At 67.1% G+C, this 13,215-nt stretch carries 17 protein-coding genes and 1 other RNA gene; 10 read left to right on the top strand and 8 right to left on the bottom strand.

The window, feature by feature from the left end; genetic code table 11:
• Window positions 1–55: 55 nt before the first annotated feature.
• Both CYJ26_RS02770 and CYJ26_RS10790 read right to left on the bottom strand, forming a co-directional pair.
• Window positions 56–259, bottom strand: coding sequence for a hypothetical protein (locus CYJ26_RS02770; RefSeq protein WP_101637886.1), 204 nt, complete (start codon window positions 257–259; stop codon window positions 56–58).
• A gap of 69 nt (window positions 260–328) precedes the next feature.
• The gene (locus CYJ26_RS10790; RefSeq protein ID WP_101637885.1) at window positions 329–517 is read right to left on the bottom strand and encodes a helix-turn-helix domain-containing protein; all 189 of its coding nucleotides are present in this window, start codon (window positions 515–517) and stop codon (window positions 329–331) included.
• Window positions 518–779: 262 nt separating this feature from the next.
• On the opposite strand from CYJ26_RS10790, the gene CYJ26_RS10685 reads away from it, so the two are divergent.
• On the top strand, window positions 780–1,034 hold the full coding sequence (locus CYJ26_RS10685) for a P-loop NTPase family protein (RefSeq protein ID WP_101637884.1): 255 nt from the start codon (window positions 780–782) through the stop codon (window positions 1,032–1,034).
• 59 nt (window positions 1,035–1,093) lie between these two features.
• Here the strand turns inward: CYJ26_RS10685 and CYJ26_RS02755 are convergent, their stop codons facing one another.
• The gene (locus CYJ26_RS02755; protein ID WP_101637883.1) at window positions 1,094–1,942 is read right to left on the bottom strand and encodes an Ltp family lipoprotein; all 849 of its coding nucleotides are present in this window, start codon (window positions 1,940–1,942) and stop codon (window positions 1,094–1,096) included.
• A gap of 108 nt (window positions 1,943–2,050) precedes the next feature.
• Between CYJ26_RS02755 and CYJ26_RS02750 the strand changes: the two genes are divergently transcribed.
• The 6 genes from CYJ26_RS02750 (at window position 2,051) to CYJ26_RS02725 (ending at window position 4,352) form a co-directional block, all read left to right on the top strand.
• Window positions 2,051–2,506, top strand: a complete 456-nt coding sequence (locus tag CYJ26_RS02750) for a hypothetical protein (protein WP_101637882.1) — start codon at window positions 2,051–2,053, stop codon at window positions 2,504–2,506.
• Window positions 2,437–2,748: a hypothetical protein gene (locus tag CYJ26_RS02745; RefSeq protein WP_145990749.1), complete on the top strand. Its 312-nt coding sequence runs from the start codon at window positions 2,437–2,439 to the stop codon at window positions 2,746–2,748. Before CYJ26_RS02750 ends, CYJ26_RS02745 begins: the two co-directional genes overlap by 70 nt.
• 17 nt (window positions 2,749–2,765) lie before the next feature.
• Window positions 2,766–3,266, top strand: a complete 501-nt coding sequence (locus CYJ26_RS02740) for a hypothetical protein (RefSeq protein ID WP_101637880.1) — start codon at window positions 2,766–2,768, stop codon at window positions 3,264–3,266.
• A 42-nt stretch (window positions 3,267–3,308) separates the two neighbouring features.
• A complete protein-coding gene (locus CYJ26_RS02735; RefSeq protein ID WP_219619525.1) occupies window positions 3,309–3,710 on the top strand; it encodes a hypothetical protein in 402 nt (133 codons plus the stop codon).
• Window positions 3,711–3,792: 82 nt separating this feature from the next.
• Complete coding sequence (locus CYJ26_RS02730) at window positions 3,793–3,984, top strand: type II toxin-antitoxin system HicA family toxin (RefSeq protein ID WP_180950822.1); 192 nt, start codon at window positions 3,793–3,795, stop codon at window positions 3,982–3,984.
• Window positions 3,981–4,352, top strand: a complete 372-nt coding sequence (locus CYJ26_RS02725; protein WP_101637879.1) for a sigma-70 family RNA polymerase sigma factor — start codon at window positions 3,981–3,983, stop codon at window positions 4,350–4,352. The genes CYJ26_RS02730 and CYJ26_RS02725 overlap by 4 nt, the downstream gene beginning before the upstream one ends.
• Before the next feature lie 94 nt (window positions 4,353–4,446).
• On the opposite strand, the gene CYJ26_RS02720 is transcribed toward CYJ26_RS02725, so the two are convergent.
• From CYJ26_RS02720 to ssrA, 3 genes are all read right to left on the bottom strand, one after another.
• Window positions 4,447–5,403 carry a tyrosine-type recombinase/integrase gene (locus tag CYJ26_RS02720; protein WP_180950821.1) on the bottom strand — a complete coding sequence of 319 codons (957 nt, stop codon included), beginning with the start codon at window positions 5,401–5,403 and terminating at the stop codon, window positions 4,447–4,449.
• Window positions 5,358–5,606 (bottom strand): hypothetical protein, encoded by a 249-nt coding sequence (locus CYJ26_RS10680; protein ID WP_180950820.1) that lies wholly within the window; start codon window positions 5,604–5,606, stop codon window positions 5,358–5,360. The genes CYJ26_RS02720 and CYJ26_RS10680 overlap by 46 nt, the downstream gene beginning before the upstream one ends.
• 137 nt (window positions 5,607–5,743) lie before the next feature.
• Window positions 5,744–6,114, bottom strand: a transfer-messenger RNA (tmRNA) gene (ssrA, locus tag CYJ26_RS02715).
• A gap of 197 nt (window positions 6,115–6,311) precedes the next feature.
• On the opposite strand from ssrA, the gene CYJ26_RS02710 reads away from it, so the two are divergent.
• Window positions 6,312–7,307: an aldo/keto reductase gene (locus CYJ26_RS02710; protein WP_034236909.1), complete on the top strand. Its 996-nt coding sequence runs from the start codon at window positions 6,312–6,314 to the stop codon at window positions 7,305–7,307.
• A gap of 90 nt (window positions 7,308–7,397) precedes the next feature.
• Here the strand turns inward: CYJ26_RS02710 and CYJ26_RS02705 are convergent, their stop codons facing one another.
• Window positions 7,398–9,374 carry a solute carrier family 23 protein gene (locus tag CYJ26_RS02705; protein ID WP_006549350.1) on the bottom strand — a complete coding sequence of 659 codons (1,977 nt, stop codon included), beginning with the start codon at window positions 9,372–9,374 and terminating at the stop codon, window positions 7,398–7,400.
• A 146-nt stretch (window positions 9,375–9,520) separates the two neighbouring features.
• On the opposite strand from CYJ26_RS02705, the gene CYJ26_RS02700 reads away from it, so the two are divergent.
• Window positions 9,521–10,615 (top strand): alpha/beta hydrolase, encoded by a 1,095-nt coding sequence (locus CYJ26_RS02700; protein ID WP_180950819.1) that lies wholly within the window; start codon window positions 9,521–9,523, stop codon window positions 10,613–10,615.
• 32 nt (window positions 10,616–10,647) lie between these two features.
• On the opposite strand, the gene CYJ26_RS02695 is transcribed toward CYJ26_RS02700, so the two are convergent.
• Window positions 10,648–11,412: a FadR/GntR family transcriptional regulator gene (locus tag CYJ26_RS02695; protein ID WP_006549352.1), complete on the bottom strand. Its 765-nt coding sequence runs from the start codon at window positions 11,410–11,412 to the stop codon at window positions 10,648–10,650.
• A 96-nt stretch (window positions 11,413–11,508) separates the two neighbouring features.
• Here CYJ26_RS02695 and CYJ26_RS02690 point away from each other — a divergent pair, with 96 nt between their 5' ends.
• Window positions 11,509–13,137, top strand: coding sequence for an ABC transporter substrate-binding protein (locus CYJ26_RS02690; RefSeq protein ID WP_101637876.1), 1,629 nt, complete (start codon window positions 11,509–11,511; stop codon window positions 13,135–13,137).
• Window positions 13,138–13,215: the final 78 nt, after the last annotated feature.

Genomic DNA, 13,215 nt, shown 5'->3' with positions numbered 1-13,215 from the left:
ACGGGCGACTCGAACACCTCCGCGGCTCCGCCCTCGGCTTCCGCAACCTCACCCACTACATCGCTCGGTCGCTGCTCGAAGCCGGAGGGTTTAGACCCGCGCTACACCCTCGTTCGTGAAGAGCCCGTTTGAGTCGCTTCTGCTGGGCGTAGGCATCAAGGCCGATTGCCTCGCACACTGGCTTGAGCGCGATCTGGGTGCCGTCGTCGTTGGTGACGATCTCAGTTCCGTGGAACGGGACCCTGGTAACCTCGTTCATGAGGATTCCTTCCATTCTCAACGCCCTCACTTGCTGCAATCAGGTGGGGGCACTTTTCTTGTGTGGCGATTACGCGGCTCGCACGATGCGGGCTGCGCGGTTGAACATCTCGTCCGGCTCGACGTCGAGCGCGAGGCTCATAGCGGCGAACTCGTCGAGGGTGATGAGCCGCTCGCCGCCGACCTTGCGGCTAACGGACGATGTGGACATCTCGGAGGCGGCGGCCAACTGAGCGTTGGACGCCTGTCTACGGCCCATCTCTGCTCGCAGTTCTTCGGATGCGGCGGCACTCCATGTCGTTGCCATATGGCAATCAAATATCAACGATGGAACTTTGTCAAACGGCAACGCGCTCGGCGTGTCCGTATGGAATGATTCGGCTATGCCATCAGGAAGTCGTTTGGTAGGACCCTTTGGCGAAGCGGTCGCTGCGATCTTGAAGGACGCCACTCATAGCCGCGACACTCGCCTCCAGGTCATTGGGGACCACGCCGGCCTGAGCGTCGCGCAGGTGTCTCGGATGCTCAACGGTCAGAAGGTCATCACCCTCGATGAGTATGTGAGCATCTGTGAGTCGCTCAAGCTCGATCCGGAGAAGGTCTTTGCCGAGGCTCGCCTGGCCCAGACCCCCACTGAGGCAGAGGACTTCGACTGGGACGCAGAGATCGCACGCAACCTCCGCGAGCGCGAGGAAGCAGCCCGCATCCTCGCCAACTACGACCTCGCCGCGCACAACGTCGACGACAGCCTGGACGACGACAACGCCAACGTCTGACACGCAAAAGGAAGGCCCCCGCACCGTGACGGTGCGGGGGCCTGTCTTAACTGAGGGCTTCAGTCGTTGAGGTGGGCGATGGCGTAGTCGGCCTCCTCGGGAGTGAACTTGTCTCCGTACTCGGAGACGAGCTGGTCTCGGATGCCACTGTCGGACATCGACATGTGCTCGGCGTATACCTTCGCGGACTCCAAGGCGTTGGCGGCCCAGTCAGCCTGCACGTTGTCGACGGCGTACTGGGCGGCCTCGGCAGGGAATGCCTCGCCGTGCTCGGAGGTCAGCTGGTCGTAGACCCCCTGCTTGGACATGTGCATGTAGGTCGCGTAGGTCCTCGCCTTGTCGAGGGCTGCGACGTACTCGCGCGGGACGTCGGGGGCCTGGTTCTCGGCGGCCTTCGCCTCAGCCTCATCCTCAGAGTCGTGGTTGACCATCAGGGTGACCTCGACGTCGGCGGCCACCTCGGTGCCGGCAGCCGGCTCCTGTGAGACGACGGACCAGTTGGCCGGGTTCCACACCGAGTCCTCGCCGTCGACGTCGGTCATGGTGACCAGCGAGGTGATGCCGGCGTCCTCGATCGCCTTCTTGGCTGCGTCACCCTTCTGCCCGGTCACGTCCGGCATGGTGATTGTGGCGACGGCGGTCTCCTGCTCGGACGGGGTACTGGCCGGCGCGGCCGACTCGGTAGCGGTCGGAGAATCCGCCGCCTTGTCCCCGCCGCCGCACATGCTGGCAAGTCCCAGGATGACGACGACGATGATGGCGATGAACCACCACTTCTTGTAGAAGGGCTTGCCAGCTGGGGGCTGGTTGACGGGCGGCTGAGCCGGACCTCCGTACTGGGGAGCAGAGGGCGTCACCTCAGGCAGCGCGTTGGCGGGCTGGGGGGCAGGGTTCTGGGGCGTGGACATGACGTTGTTTCTTTCTGAGAAGGGAGGGAGGGGCGCGGCGAGTCTAGTACCCCTCCGCTCTTTGCGTGCCCGGATTCGTGTCGGTGGTGGTCGTTAGCGTCGCATGCCGTGACCAGACCTACCCTGACCAGTGCCCTGGACGCCGCCGAGGCGGCGGGCTTGTTCGTCACCTGGGTGCCGATGGCTGATCCGCAGCGCGGCGCGTTCTTCCTGCCTACCCGGACGATCTACCTGCGTGAGGACATGGCGGACGCCGTCGCCCTGCCCACTCTCCTGCACGAGATGGAGCACGCACGCCGAGGCGATGACGGTCACCAGTCCCGGGCGGTGGAGCGGCGCATCGATGAGACCGTCGCCCACACCCTCATCACGGCCGACGACTACGCCCGCGCCGAGGCCGTCACCGGGGCGCGCGACAGTGGCGCCATCGCCGTCGAGATGGGGGTGCCCCGATGGGTCGTCTCCGCGTACCGGCGCACCCTCAGGCGGGTCCGGTGGGGAAGCTCTTCCCACGCAAGATGCTCGACCTCGTCAAGGCCGACCGACTCCTGGCCGGCAGGCTGATAGGGCGCGCCGACGACGGGCTCCCCGACTCCGTGTCAGTCAAGATGCGGGGAGAGGATGGAAGAGAGAAGACCTTCGCTATCGACCACGAGCGCACCCCCATGGCGCGCTGGCTGTTCTCAGACTGGGGGCTCCCTCCATTAGAAGACGGTCCACATGTGCGCCGTTGTCTAGACGAGGTGCGGGACCTGTTACTCAGGGAGGGGCTGGAGTGGGATACTCGGTGGGAGAAGGACGACTGAGATAGCAGGGAGGCGGCATGGCGGCGAAGACCAACGTGTGGCCGGTTGTCTCCGACCACATCGACACTCTGGTCACCTACGAGAGCGATCAGACGTCGAGAGTCAGCGCTCGTGACATCGCAGTCCAGTATGTCCTACCGACCCTGGCCGGATTGGTCTGTGCGCTGGTTGCCGAGTCCCTGATCTCTATCGGCAACATCCTCGCTGGCGCCGCGATCATGACGGCGTTCTCCTTCGGGCTGGCGATCTTCGCCTTCCAGGCGAGGACGAGCATCACAGGAGTTAAGGGCTCCCGCCGCCTACGATTACTCGACGAGTTCTTCGCCAACGTCTTGTACTCGGTCCTGGTCGGGCTCGCCTGGTCGCTGCTCCTCATGGTTCTTGCTGTGGTCGATGTATCCGGTGCGTGGGCAAGGGTTGCGAACGGACTCGTGACAGCAGTTGGGCTGCACTACCTGGTCGTCATGCTGATGTGCATCAAACGTCTTCGCGCTGTCTACCGGGACTTAACCCGATAGCGCCTGACGTTTGTGTCGCACCCCGCCGCTAGCGTGGCGGGCGTGTTCCATCCCTGGCGGTACCTGCGTGACACCCACCCTGGCGTGCTCGTGTGGCACACCAAGACCCTGCCACCCGCCGTCCTTGGCGTCACCGACGGGCAGGACGTGTGGCTGGACGCCGACATGACGCAGGCCGAGCGGCGCTGCACCCTCGTCCATGAGACCGTCCACATCGAGCGGGGCCACCGAGGCTGCCAGCCGCCGGCCGTGGAGGCCAGCGTCGAGTGTGAGGCCGCGCGCCGTCTCATCCCTCTTCAGGCGTTGGGGGAGGCCCTGGCGTGGGCGCGTAGTGAGGCTGAGGCGGCGGAGGAGCTGTGGGTGGACGTGGCCACACTGCGGGTGCGCCTGGCATCGCTGAATCACTTTGAGCGCGGCTACCTGAGGCGGCGCCTGGAGGAGTAGCGGCGGGCGCGAGGCTGGGTGAGCGGAACAAGGCGGTTACCCCCACTAGACACTAGAGATTTAGTGGGGGTAAACTGTCGTTGTGACCAAGCCGATGAAGTACCGGGACCTGACCCGCCTCCTCAAGGAGGCAGGCTTCACCTCCCGGCCCGGCAAAGGCGACCACGAGGTATGGACTAACGGACCACACTCCGTGTCCATCACCCGCACCCGCGAGATCTCACCCGGCCTGGTCCGCAAGGCCCTGAACACGATCGAGGAGAGCAGGCAATGACCGCACTCAACATCACCGCCCGCCGGTGGAGCGGCGGCTGGGAGCTGTGGAACGGCGACGACTGCTGGACGCAGGTCGCCCACCTAGCAGACGCCCGCCAGCAGGTTGTGGACTACCTCGACACCGTCGACGAGGGCACCGACCACTCCGGGTGGGACGTCACTATCACCCCGGACGTGTCCAGCGCGGCACAGGTCAAGGCCGCCCGCCAGGCGACCGAGCGGGCAGCCCTCCTCCAGAAGGAGGCCGCCAGTGCGTGGCGGGAAGCCGCCATCGCCCTACGAGCCGAGGGCCTGTCCGTCTCCGACACGGCAGCCGTCATGGGCGTGTCCAGGGGAAGGGTGTCTCAGCTGACCGCCACCGCCTGACAGGCAGGGCCCGCGACAGTGGCGCCATCGCCGCCGAGATGGGGCTCCCTCAGTGGGTGGTGTCCGCCTACCGGGCCGAGCTGCGGCGAGTGCGTTAGCCCTCGATCTGCGCAGCCTGCCCCATCGTCGCCGCGATAGCAGCTGCAGCAGCCACCGCCGCGTCCGGGGCCAGGTGCCCGTAGGTGTCCACCGTCGTCTGGATCGACTCGTGCCCCAGCCGCCGTTGGATCACGGGCAGCGGGATACCGGCGGCGATCAGCGCCGAGGCGTGGGAGTGGCGCAGGTCGTGCACGCGCGGGCGCGGGTCCAGCCCCGCAGCCTTCACCGCCGGCTGCCAGCAGCGCGTGTGGAACGGCCCGGACCTCACCGGCCCACCGCTCAGCGTCGTGAACAGCAGGCCCTTGCCTGACTTGCCCTCGGCCTGGGCGCGCAGGACCGGCACCAGCGGGTCCGGGACCGACACGGTACGCACCCCGCGCCGGGTCTTCGGCGCCCCCACGTAGGGGGCGCCGTCGCCCTCCTTCCAGGCCTTCGTGACGCGTACGGACGGCACGTCAGCGTCCAGGTCCAGGTCTGCCACCGTCAGCGCCGTGGCCTCACCGAAGCGCAGGCCCAGGCCGTACAGGGCGGCGATCAGGGGCCGGTAGTGCGGCGGGGCGGCCTTGATGATGGCCTCCACCTGGGCGGCGCGCAGGAACACCATCGGGCGCGAGACCGTGTCACGGGGGAGGGGGACGCCCTTGGCGACGTTGCGGGCCAGCACGCCCTCGTCGACCTGGCGCTGGAGGATCGCGGACAGGAGCGCCTGGGCGTTGCGCAGCGTCTTGGCTGAGGGCGGCTTCTTGGCAGCGCCGCGACCGACGGGCGTGGCACGCAGGTTGCCGATCCACTGCTCCACGGAGGTGCGGGTGATGGTGTCGACCGGCAGCGGGCCGAAGGTGGGGATGATGCGGTCGCGCAGGATCTGCCGGTACTTGCGGATCGTGCCGGGTGTGGCGGACGCGGTCAGGGCATCGAGGTGGGCGTTGGCAGCCTTGGCGAGCGTGGGCACGCTGGCGCCCCGGCGTCGGAGGCGTCCCTGACCTTGCGGGCGGCCTCGCCGCCGATCTTGTCGACGAGGGCGGCGAAGCGCTGGGCGGAGTCGAAGTCGTCGAACGTCTCGGAGGTGGGCGGCCCGCCTGGCCTGGGCCTGAACTGGACGCGCCACACCTGGGTGCCGTCGCGCAGGGTGCGTGGCTTGGGGATCGCGGTCACGGTAGGCCCCTTTCCTTCATGGTCAGGGGCGGTCCGTGCCGGTCCTCTCGGGTCCCTCCCGGCTACCCCCTGTAGTCTGGGCTGTAGTCTGGAAGAATCCTACATTCTGGGGATCGTTGGAATCCCAACGAAAGGTGTAGTGGAGATGGGGGGAATCGAACCCCCGTCCGACGGTGGTGCAACAGGACTTCTCCGGGTGCAGTTCGCTAGCGATTTTCTCAGCCCCGGCGTCTCACGCGAACAAGGACGCCGACGGGCTCAGTCACCTAAAAGTCCCGAAGCCCCTGATGACGAAGGACCTCAGCAGTGGCTCCCTAGATGACGCCAGGAACCGGGGCGGAAGCAGTCCCCGGGCTGACGGACTTCGAGGCTCGCTCAGGCGGCGAGGGCGAAGTCGGTGCGAGTGTTATCGGCACCTATTGGTTCGCACAGAGCGTTGACGAGATGACTGTGCATCCTCGACCCGCTTCTCCTGAACCCACGACCGTCGTCGAAACCGATCATCCCCTGTGTAGTTGTCAATGGCCGCCGTCGAGACGACGACCGGCAACTGGCCCTGTGGGGCCGGACCGTCATGCTAGCAGCATCGGCACCAAGACAACACATCCTCCTCGCGCCGTATTCCTCCGGGTGCCGCGTGAAGCAGGTCCGCCTGCCCCCGGCCATGACATCATGACCCTGCACTGAAGGATTCAGGAGGAGTCAATGGAGACACGACCGTTTCACGCCCTGGGCCGCCAGGTCTCCGCGGTAGGGATCGGCACCTGGCAGCTGGGCGCTGACTGGGGCGAGGTAGACCCGGCCGACGCCACCGCCACGCTTGAGGCCGCCCTGGACAGCGGCGTCACCTTCATCGACACCGCCGACGTCTATGGCGACGGCCGTTCCGAGCGCTTCGTGGGCAGCTTCCTCAAGGACCACCCCGACGCCGGCCTGACGGTGGTGACCAAGATGGGACGGCGGGTGGCTCAGCTGCCTGAGAACTACACCCGCGACGCCTTCTGGGCCTGGAACGATCGGTCGCGGGAGAACCTGGGCGTGGACACCCTGGACCTGGTCCAGCTCCACTGCCCGCCCAGCGAGGTCATCGACGCCGAGCAGACCTGGGACTGGCTGGAGGAGATGGTCGAGCAGGGGCGTATCCGCGCCTACGGCGTGAGCGTGGAGACCTGCGATCAGGCCCTCTGTGCCATGAGCCGACCTGGCTGCGCCAGCGTCCAGATCATCCTCAACGTCCTGCGGCGCAAGCCCCTGGAGGAGGTCCTGCCGACGGCGCAGCGCATGGACACCGCGATCATCGCGCGCGTCCCGCTCGCCTCCGGCCTGCTGTCCGGCCGCTACACCGAGACCACGACCTTCGCCCCCGCTGATCACCGCAGCTACAACCGTGACGGCTCGGCCTTCGACGTCGGAGAGACCTTCTCCGGCGTCCCCTACGAGGTCGGTGTCCAGGCTGCTCGCGAGTTCGTGACGTTGTGCTCTGAGCTCGGTCCCCAGGGGGCGAGCCCCGTCCAGGTCGCTCTGCGCTGGATCCTGGACCAGGTGGGCGTGACCACCGTGATTCCCGGTGCCCGCAACAGTGCCCAGGCCCGGGCCAACGCCGCTGCCGGCAACCTTGAGCCGCTGTCAGCGCAGCTGCACACGGCCCTGGAGGAGCTCTACGACCGGCTCATCCGCTCCCACGTGCACGATCGTTGGTAGGCGCCTGCGCCGTCGTTTCTGCGACAACGGGTGCGGCCGGGGAGGACGTACTGTCCTCCCCGGCCGCACCCGCGTCAGGCGGCGCCGGTCCTAGTCGAGCTGCTCGAACTTGCGCGACCAGGCGCTACGGATAGGGTTCGCGTCAGCCACCATGGCGTCGAAGCGCTCGTCGGCGATGTCGATGACCTCGCCGACGGCGCAGCGGGCCTCGCGGGCCGGCGAGCTCTCCACGCGTGCCCAGCCGCGGGCCAGCAGCTGGTGGCGGTCGGTCAGGCGCTCCACGCACATGACCAGGGGACGGGAGAACTTCTCCTGGTAGGCCTGGGACAGGCCGCGAAGCTCGGCCTCCTCGGCGTCGTTGAAGGAGCCCAGCGCGAGTGAGGCGGTGTCGAGCTCGGCTTGGGTGTTGCCGTCCTCGCCCAGCAGGAGCTCGGTGATGTCGGCGTAGCCGCGGATGAGGGCCTCCTGCTCCTGCGGCTGGGCGGACAGGACCTCGTCCTCAAAGGCCTGACGCAGTGCGGCGGTCGAGGCGAAGGGGCGGTGCTCCCACGCGCGCTCGGCCGGCCAGGTGGCGTCGGCGTAGAGGCGCGAGAAGACCTCAACGAACTGCTCGCGCTCCATCTCGTTGACCTCGTCCAGGCCCACCGCCCGGCCGTGGACGAGTGCGACGTCGGCCCCGTCCTGACGGTCCAGGTGGAAGAACAGCAGGTTGAGGATGACGGCGGTCAGCGCACCGATCGTCACGCCCGAGCCGAAGAGGATGGCCAGCCAGCTAGGCATCATCGAGGCGATATCGGGCTTGAAGGTCACCAGCAGCGCCAGCCCCATCGAGGTCGAGACGATGACGGCGTTGCGGTTGTCATGCATGTCAACCTTGCCGAGGGTCTGGATACCCACCACTGCCACCGAGGCGAACATCGCCAGGGAGGCTCCGCCGATGACGGGGGAGGGGATGGCGGCGACGACGGCAGCGGCCTTGGGCAGCAGGCCCAGCACGATCATGATGACGCCGGCGCAGGTGACCACCCAGCGTGAGCGCACCCGCGTCAGGCGCACCAGACCGACGTTCTGGGCGAAGCAGGTGTAGGGGAAGGAGTTGAGCACCCCGCCCAGCATCGTCGACAGGCCATCAGCGCGCAGGGCGTTGGCCACGTGCGTGGGCGTGATGCGCTTGCCGACGACCTCGCCGGTGGCGAAGACGTCACCAGTGGTCTCCACCGCCGTGACAGCCATGACGATGAGCATGGAGACGATGCCGGTGACGGTGAAGGTGGGGATGCCGAAGTAGAAGGGCGTGGTGATGCCGACCACGGCCGCCTCGCCCACGCCGGAGAAGTCAGTGTCACCCAGGACCCAGGCCAGGCCCGTGGCCACCACGAGGCCAATGAGAACCGAGATCGTGGACATGAAGCCCTTGAAGACGCGCTGGACGAGCACGATGAGGGCGATGGTGAGCATGGCGTAGCCCAGGCCTCGCAGGGTGGGGCCGGCAGGGTCCGCCCCCGCGGCGCTGGCCTGGGTACCCCAGGCGACGATGTCCCCGGCGGACACGCTCATCAGCGTGGTGCCCATGACCGTCAGGAGCGTGCCGGTGACTACCGGCGGGAAGAAACGCAGCAGGCGGGCAAACCACGGCGCAACGAGGAAGGTGGCGAGACCGGCAGCGATGATCGAGCCGTACATCGCCGTCAGCCCCTGCGTGCCACCGGCACCGCCTGAGGCTGCCAGGCCGATGGCGATGAGCGGCGAGACCGCGGTAAAGGTCACACCCTGGATGAGGGGCAGGCGTACACCAATCTTCGGTCCCAGGCCGGCAGACTGGATGATCGTGGCGATACCGCAGGTCAGGAGATCGGCGTTGATGAGGTGGACGGTGGTGGCCGCGTCCAGGTTCAGCCCGGAGGCGATGACCAGGGGGACGACGACGGCGCCCGCGTAGAAGGCCAGGACGTGCTGGACCCCGAGGACGGCAAGGCGTCCGAAGGGAGGAACGGCGTCAACGGGGTCCTTGGGGCGAGGGGAGGAGGAGACAGGATCGGCGACACTGGGAGGCTGGCCGTAGGACATACGAAAGGGACTCTCCTAGGATGGGGCGGACATACCGGGGCGCCTTGAGAGCCCGTTGCGTGCGCTCCCACCGTGGGGAGGACAGCGCGCGGCACGGGAGATGACGTCTGCGACCCGGCAGCCGCCATGCTACTGAAGGAATCTTGATGTCTGCCCTTCCTCCTGTGCGTCCCGCCTATGACCCACACACTCAGGTGGTTCTTGATGCGCTGGACGCTGCTGGTCTCGACCTTCCCCTGAACGAGGAGACCTTGCCTGCCTGGCGCAGGCCGGTCGAGGTCACGCGCCAGCGCCTGCTGGACCAGCACCCGGACCTGGTAGCGACCGAGCGTGAGATCAGTCGCGAGGACGGCTCGGCGATGACGCTCGCCGTCGTCCGCACAGGCCAGGACGCTCCGGTCCGTCCTGACGAGGCGGGAGCGGGTGCGCCGTTGTTCCTCTCGCTGCACGGCGGGGGACGGGTGGTGGGCAACCGGTACGACGACGTCGTACGTTGCGTGCCGTGGATGCGGCGGTGGGGAGGGGTGATCGTCTCCCCGGAGTACCGGTTGGCTCCTGAGCACCCCTCGCCCGCGGCGACGCGGGACTGCGTGAGTGCGTTGCGGTGGGCGCATGTGCATGCTGAGGAGCTGGGCTGTGATCCGCAGCGGATCATCGTCACCGGTCCGAGCGCTGGGGGAGGACTGGGCATGTGCCTCGCGCTCGCCGGCCGCCAGCCGGGCGGACCTCGTGCGCTGGGTTATCTCCTGGATTATCCCATGCTCGACGACCGCACCGGGATGCAGGACCCCGACGGCGTCGTCCGGCCTTCCTCTGCGGCGCAGTACCCGCAGGACGGGCGCTGGCCGGCGTCCTGGAACAACTGGGCGTGGGACCAGGTCCTTGGCGAGCGGAGAGGAGGCACGAAGGTGACTGAGGAGGACGCCGCCTCCCGCGTCCGCGACCTTGGCGGGATGGGCGCTGTCTTCCTCTCCGTGGCCTCTGCGGAGGTCTTCCGTGACGAGGTCGTGGAGATGGCGAGCAGGATCTGGCGCGACGGCGGAGACTGCGAACTGCACGTCTATCCCGGCGGGACCCATGCCATGGAGGTGGTGTGCAGCACCTGGTTGGCGCGTGACCTGGAGCAGGCACGTCAGTCCTGGCTGGCGCGTCTCCTTCAGCCGCAAGACCCGGCCGAGAACCTGCGGCGGGTCATCGCCAACGGCACCTACCCGGGCCTGCTAGAGCCTGCAGCGCACTGAGGCAGGGTGCCCGGGAGCACGCCGCCCGCCGTTCAGCGGCCAACTGAGGCTAGGAGCGGGCGGTAGTGGGACTTGATTGCTACCAGGTAGGAGTCGGTGTCTCCAGCCTGCGCGGTCCGCAGCATCTGGCGGTGCGAGGTGGCGGTGTCCAGGATGTCCTTGGGTTCCGGGGCTCGCAGAAGCGGGATGAGCAGGACGTGGACGGCCCACAGTGCGTCGGTCAGGTGCCGGTAGAGCGGGTTGTCCAGCCGCGCCAGCAGCTGGGAGTGGAAGGCGCGGTCCTGCTCGGGGAATGGCTGTCCCCGGCGCGCCAGCTCCTCCATCTCCTCCACCGTTGCCTCGATCTGGGGGTCCTGGTGTCCTTTCCACGCGCGGACCACCTCGGGGGCCAGGGCAGTATCGAGCGTCGCGCGTAGCTCGACGACGTTGAGCAGGCCCTGGTAGCCCTTGTCACGGTTGAGCAGGCCGCGGAAGACGAGCGACTCCACCATGGGACGCATCGAGGCCTGGCCGACGAAGGTTCCATGACCGTGGCGGACCTCGACGATGTCGAGGGCGACGAGGGTGCGCACTGCCTCGCGTACTGACGAGCGGGAGACGCCCAGGTCCTCGCACAGCTGGGACTCGGTGGGCAGCGGGTCCCCGGGCTGGAGGTGCGCCTGGATGATGTAGTCCTTGATCGCCTGCATGGTGAGCGTCGCCTGAGTGGTTGGGGCTGGGCTCAAGGACGGATAGGCGCTGCGTAGGTCGGATGAGACCGTGGTGGTGCCGCGCGCGGAGGGCCTTGCGATTGTCATGGCTCTATTGTCCTTGCCTTGGACTCTGGGGTGGTCTGTGTTACTGTCATTCTACCAACGTCAGACAACAGACGTCCGACCTTCAGGAGTGCTTCAATGGCGATCCCGACTCCCCGTCCTTCCCGCCGCGGTTTTCTTCAGCTGACCTCGACGCTCGGTGTGGCCGCAGGCCTGGCCGCCGCGCTGTCGGCCTGCGGTGGCTCCGGCTCCGCGTCCTCCGGTGCGAGCAGCGCGGCCACGGAGGAGCAGTCCTCCTCCGCCCAGGCCAATCCGGACGGTGTCATCAAGGCGGGAATCTCCTACGAGCTGGGCACGAACGGTTACGACCCCATGACGACCACCGCCGCCCTGACTGTGGCGGCGAACTGGCACACCATGGAAGGACTCACCGAGCTCCACCCTGCCACGCGCGAGGTCTATGCCGCCCTTGGTGCGGACCTGCCGACCAAGGTAGATGACACCACCTACGAGGTCGCCTTGCGTGAGGGGGCCGTCTTCACGGACGGCAACCCGGTGACCGCCGACGACGTCGTCTTCTCCTTCGAACGCGTCCTCAACCCGGACAACAACTCACTCTACGCCCAGTTCATCTCCTTCGTTGACTCTGTCAGTGCGAAGGATGACAAGACGGTGACGATTAAGACGAAGTTCCCCTACTCTCTGGTGGCGGAGCGCATCAGCGTCGTCAAGGTGGTCCCCAAGGCTGCGGCCGAGGCAGACGCGGCAGCCTTTGACATGAGCCCGATCGGTACCGGTCCCTACAAGATGACGGACAACGGCGCGGGTTCGCAGAAGATCGTCTTTGAGCGCAATGACTCCTACTCCGGTCCGCGCCCTGCCCTGGCCAAGTCCATGGAGTGGCAGATCCTCCCCGATGACACCACGCGGACCAACGCCATCACCTCCGGTACTGTCCAGGCGATCGACGCAGTGCCCGTGGCCAACCTGGCCACGATGCAGGCCCCGATCCAGGTGGCGGCCCAGCAGGGCTTCTCGCTGCTGTTCGTCATGTTCAACAATTCGGTGTTCTCGGACGTCAAGGCTCGCCAGGCCGTCATGTACGCCCTGGACTACGCCAAGATCTGCGAGACGGGCATGGGTACGCTGGCGACGCCGGCTACCTGCTTCGTCCAGGAGGACCACCCGGCCTACAAGAAGGCGTCGACGGTCTACACCTACGACGCTGAGAAGGCCAAGTCGCTGCTCGCCGAGGCTGGGATTACGACGATCAACCTCCTGTGCACCGACCACGGCTGGTTCGCCTCGGCTCGTCCGATCATTCGGGAGAACCTGGAGGCTCTGGGCGTCACGGTCAACTACGACGAGAAGAAGTCTTCCGACGTCTACTCCTTCATTGACTCCAATGAGGGGACGTGGGACGTGGTGGTTGCTCCAGGCGACCCTTCGGTCTTCGGAAACGACGCTGACCTGCTCCTGCGCTGGTGGTACGGCGGGGACACGTGGACCGACGGGCGTATGCACTGGAAGGGCACCGACTCCTACACCAAGGTCCAGCAGATGCTGGAGGAGGGGGTGCGCCTGGAGGGCGATGCGCAGCTGGCCAAGTGGCAGGAGATCTTCGACCTCGTGTCTGACGAGGTGCCGCTGTACCCGGTCTTCCACCGCAAGACCCCGACCGGCTACGACTCCCAGACGCTGACCGACTTCAAGCCGATCGCACTGACGGGCCTGTCCTTCGTCGACGTCGGCTCGACCCAGGCCTGAGCCTGACGAGCCCTCTCGGCTGAGGCAGGGCGTCGTCGTCCTTGCCGTGATGCTGGGCCCCGCAGCCTGTGTGCTGCG

Origin of the sequence: Actinomyces urogenitalis (assembly GCF_002861525.1) — a bacterium.
Lineage (GTDB): Bacteria > Actinomycetota > Actinomycetes > Actinomycetales > Actinomycetaceae > Actinomyces > Actinomyces urogenitalis.
Note: the sequence above shows the minus strand (reverse complement) of the source record. Positions and strands in the feature narration are given on the sequence as shown.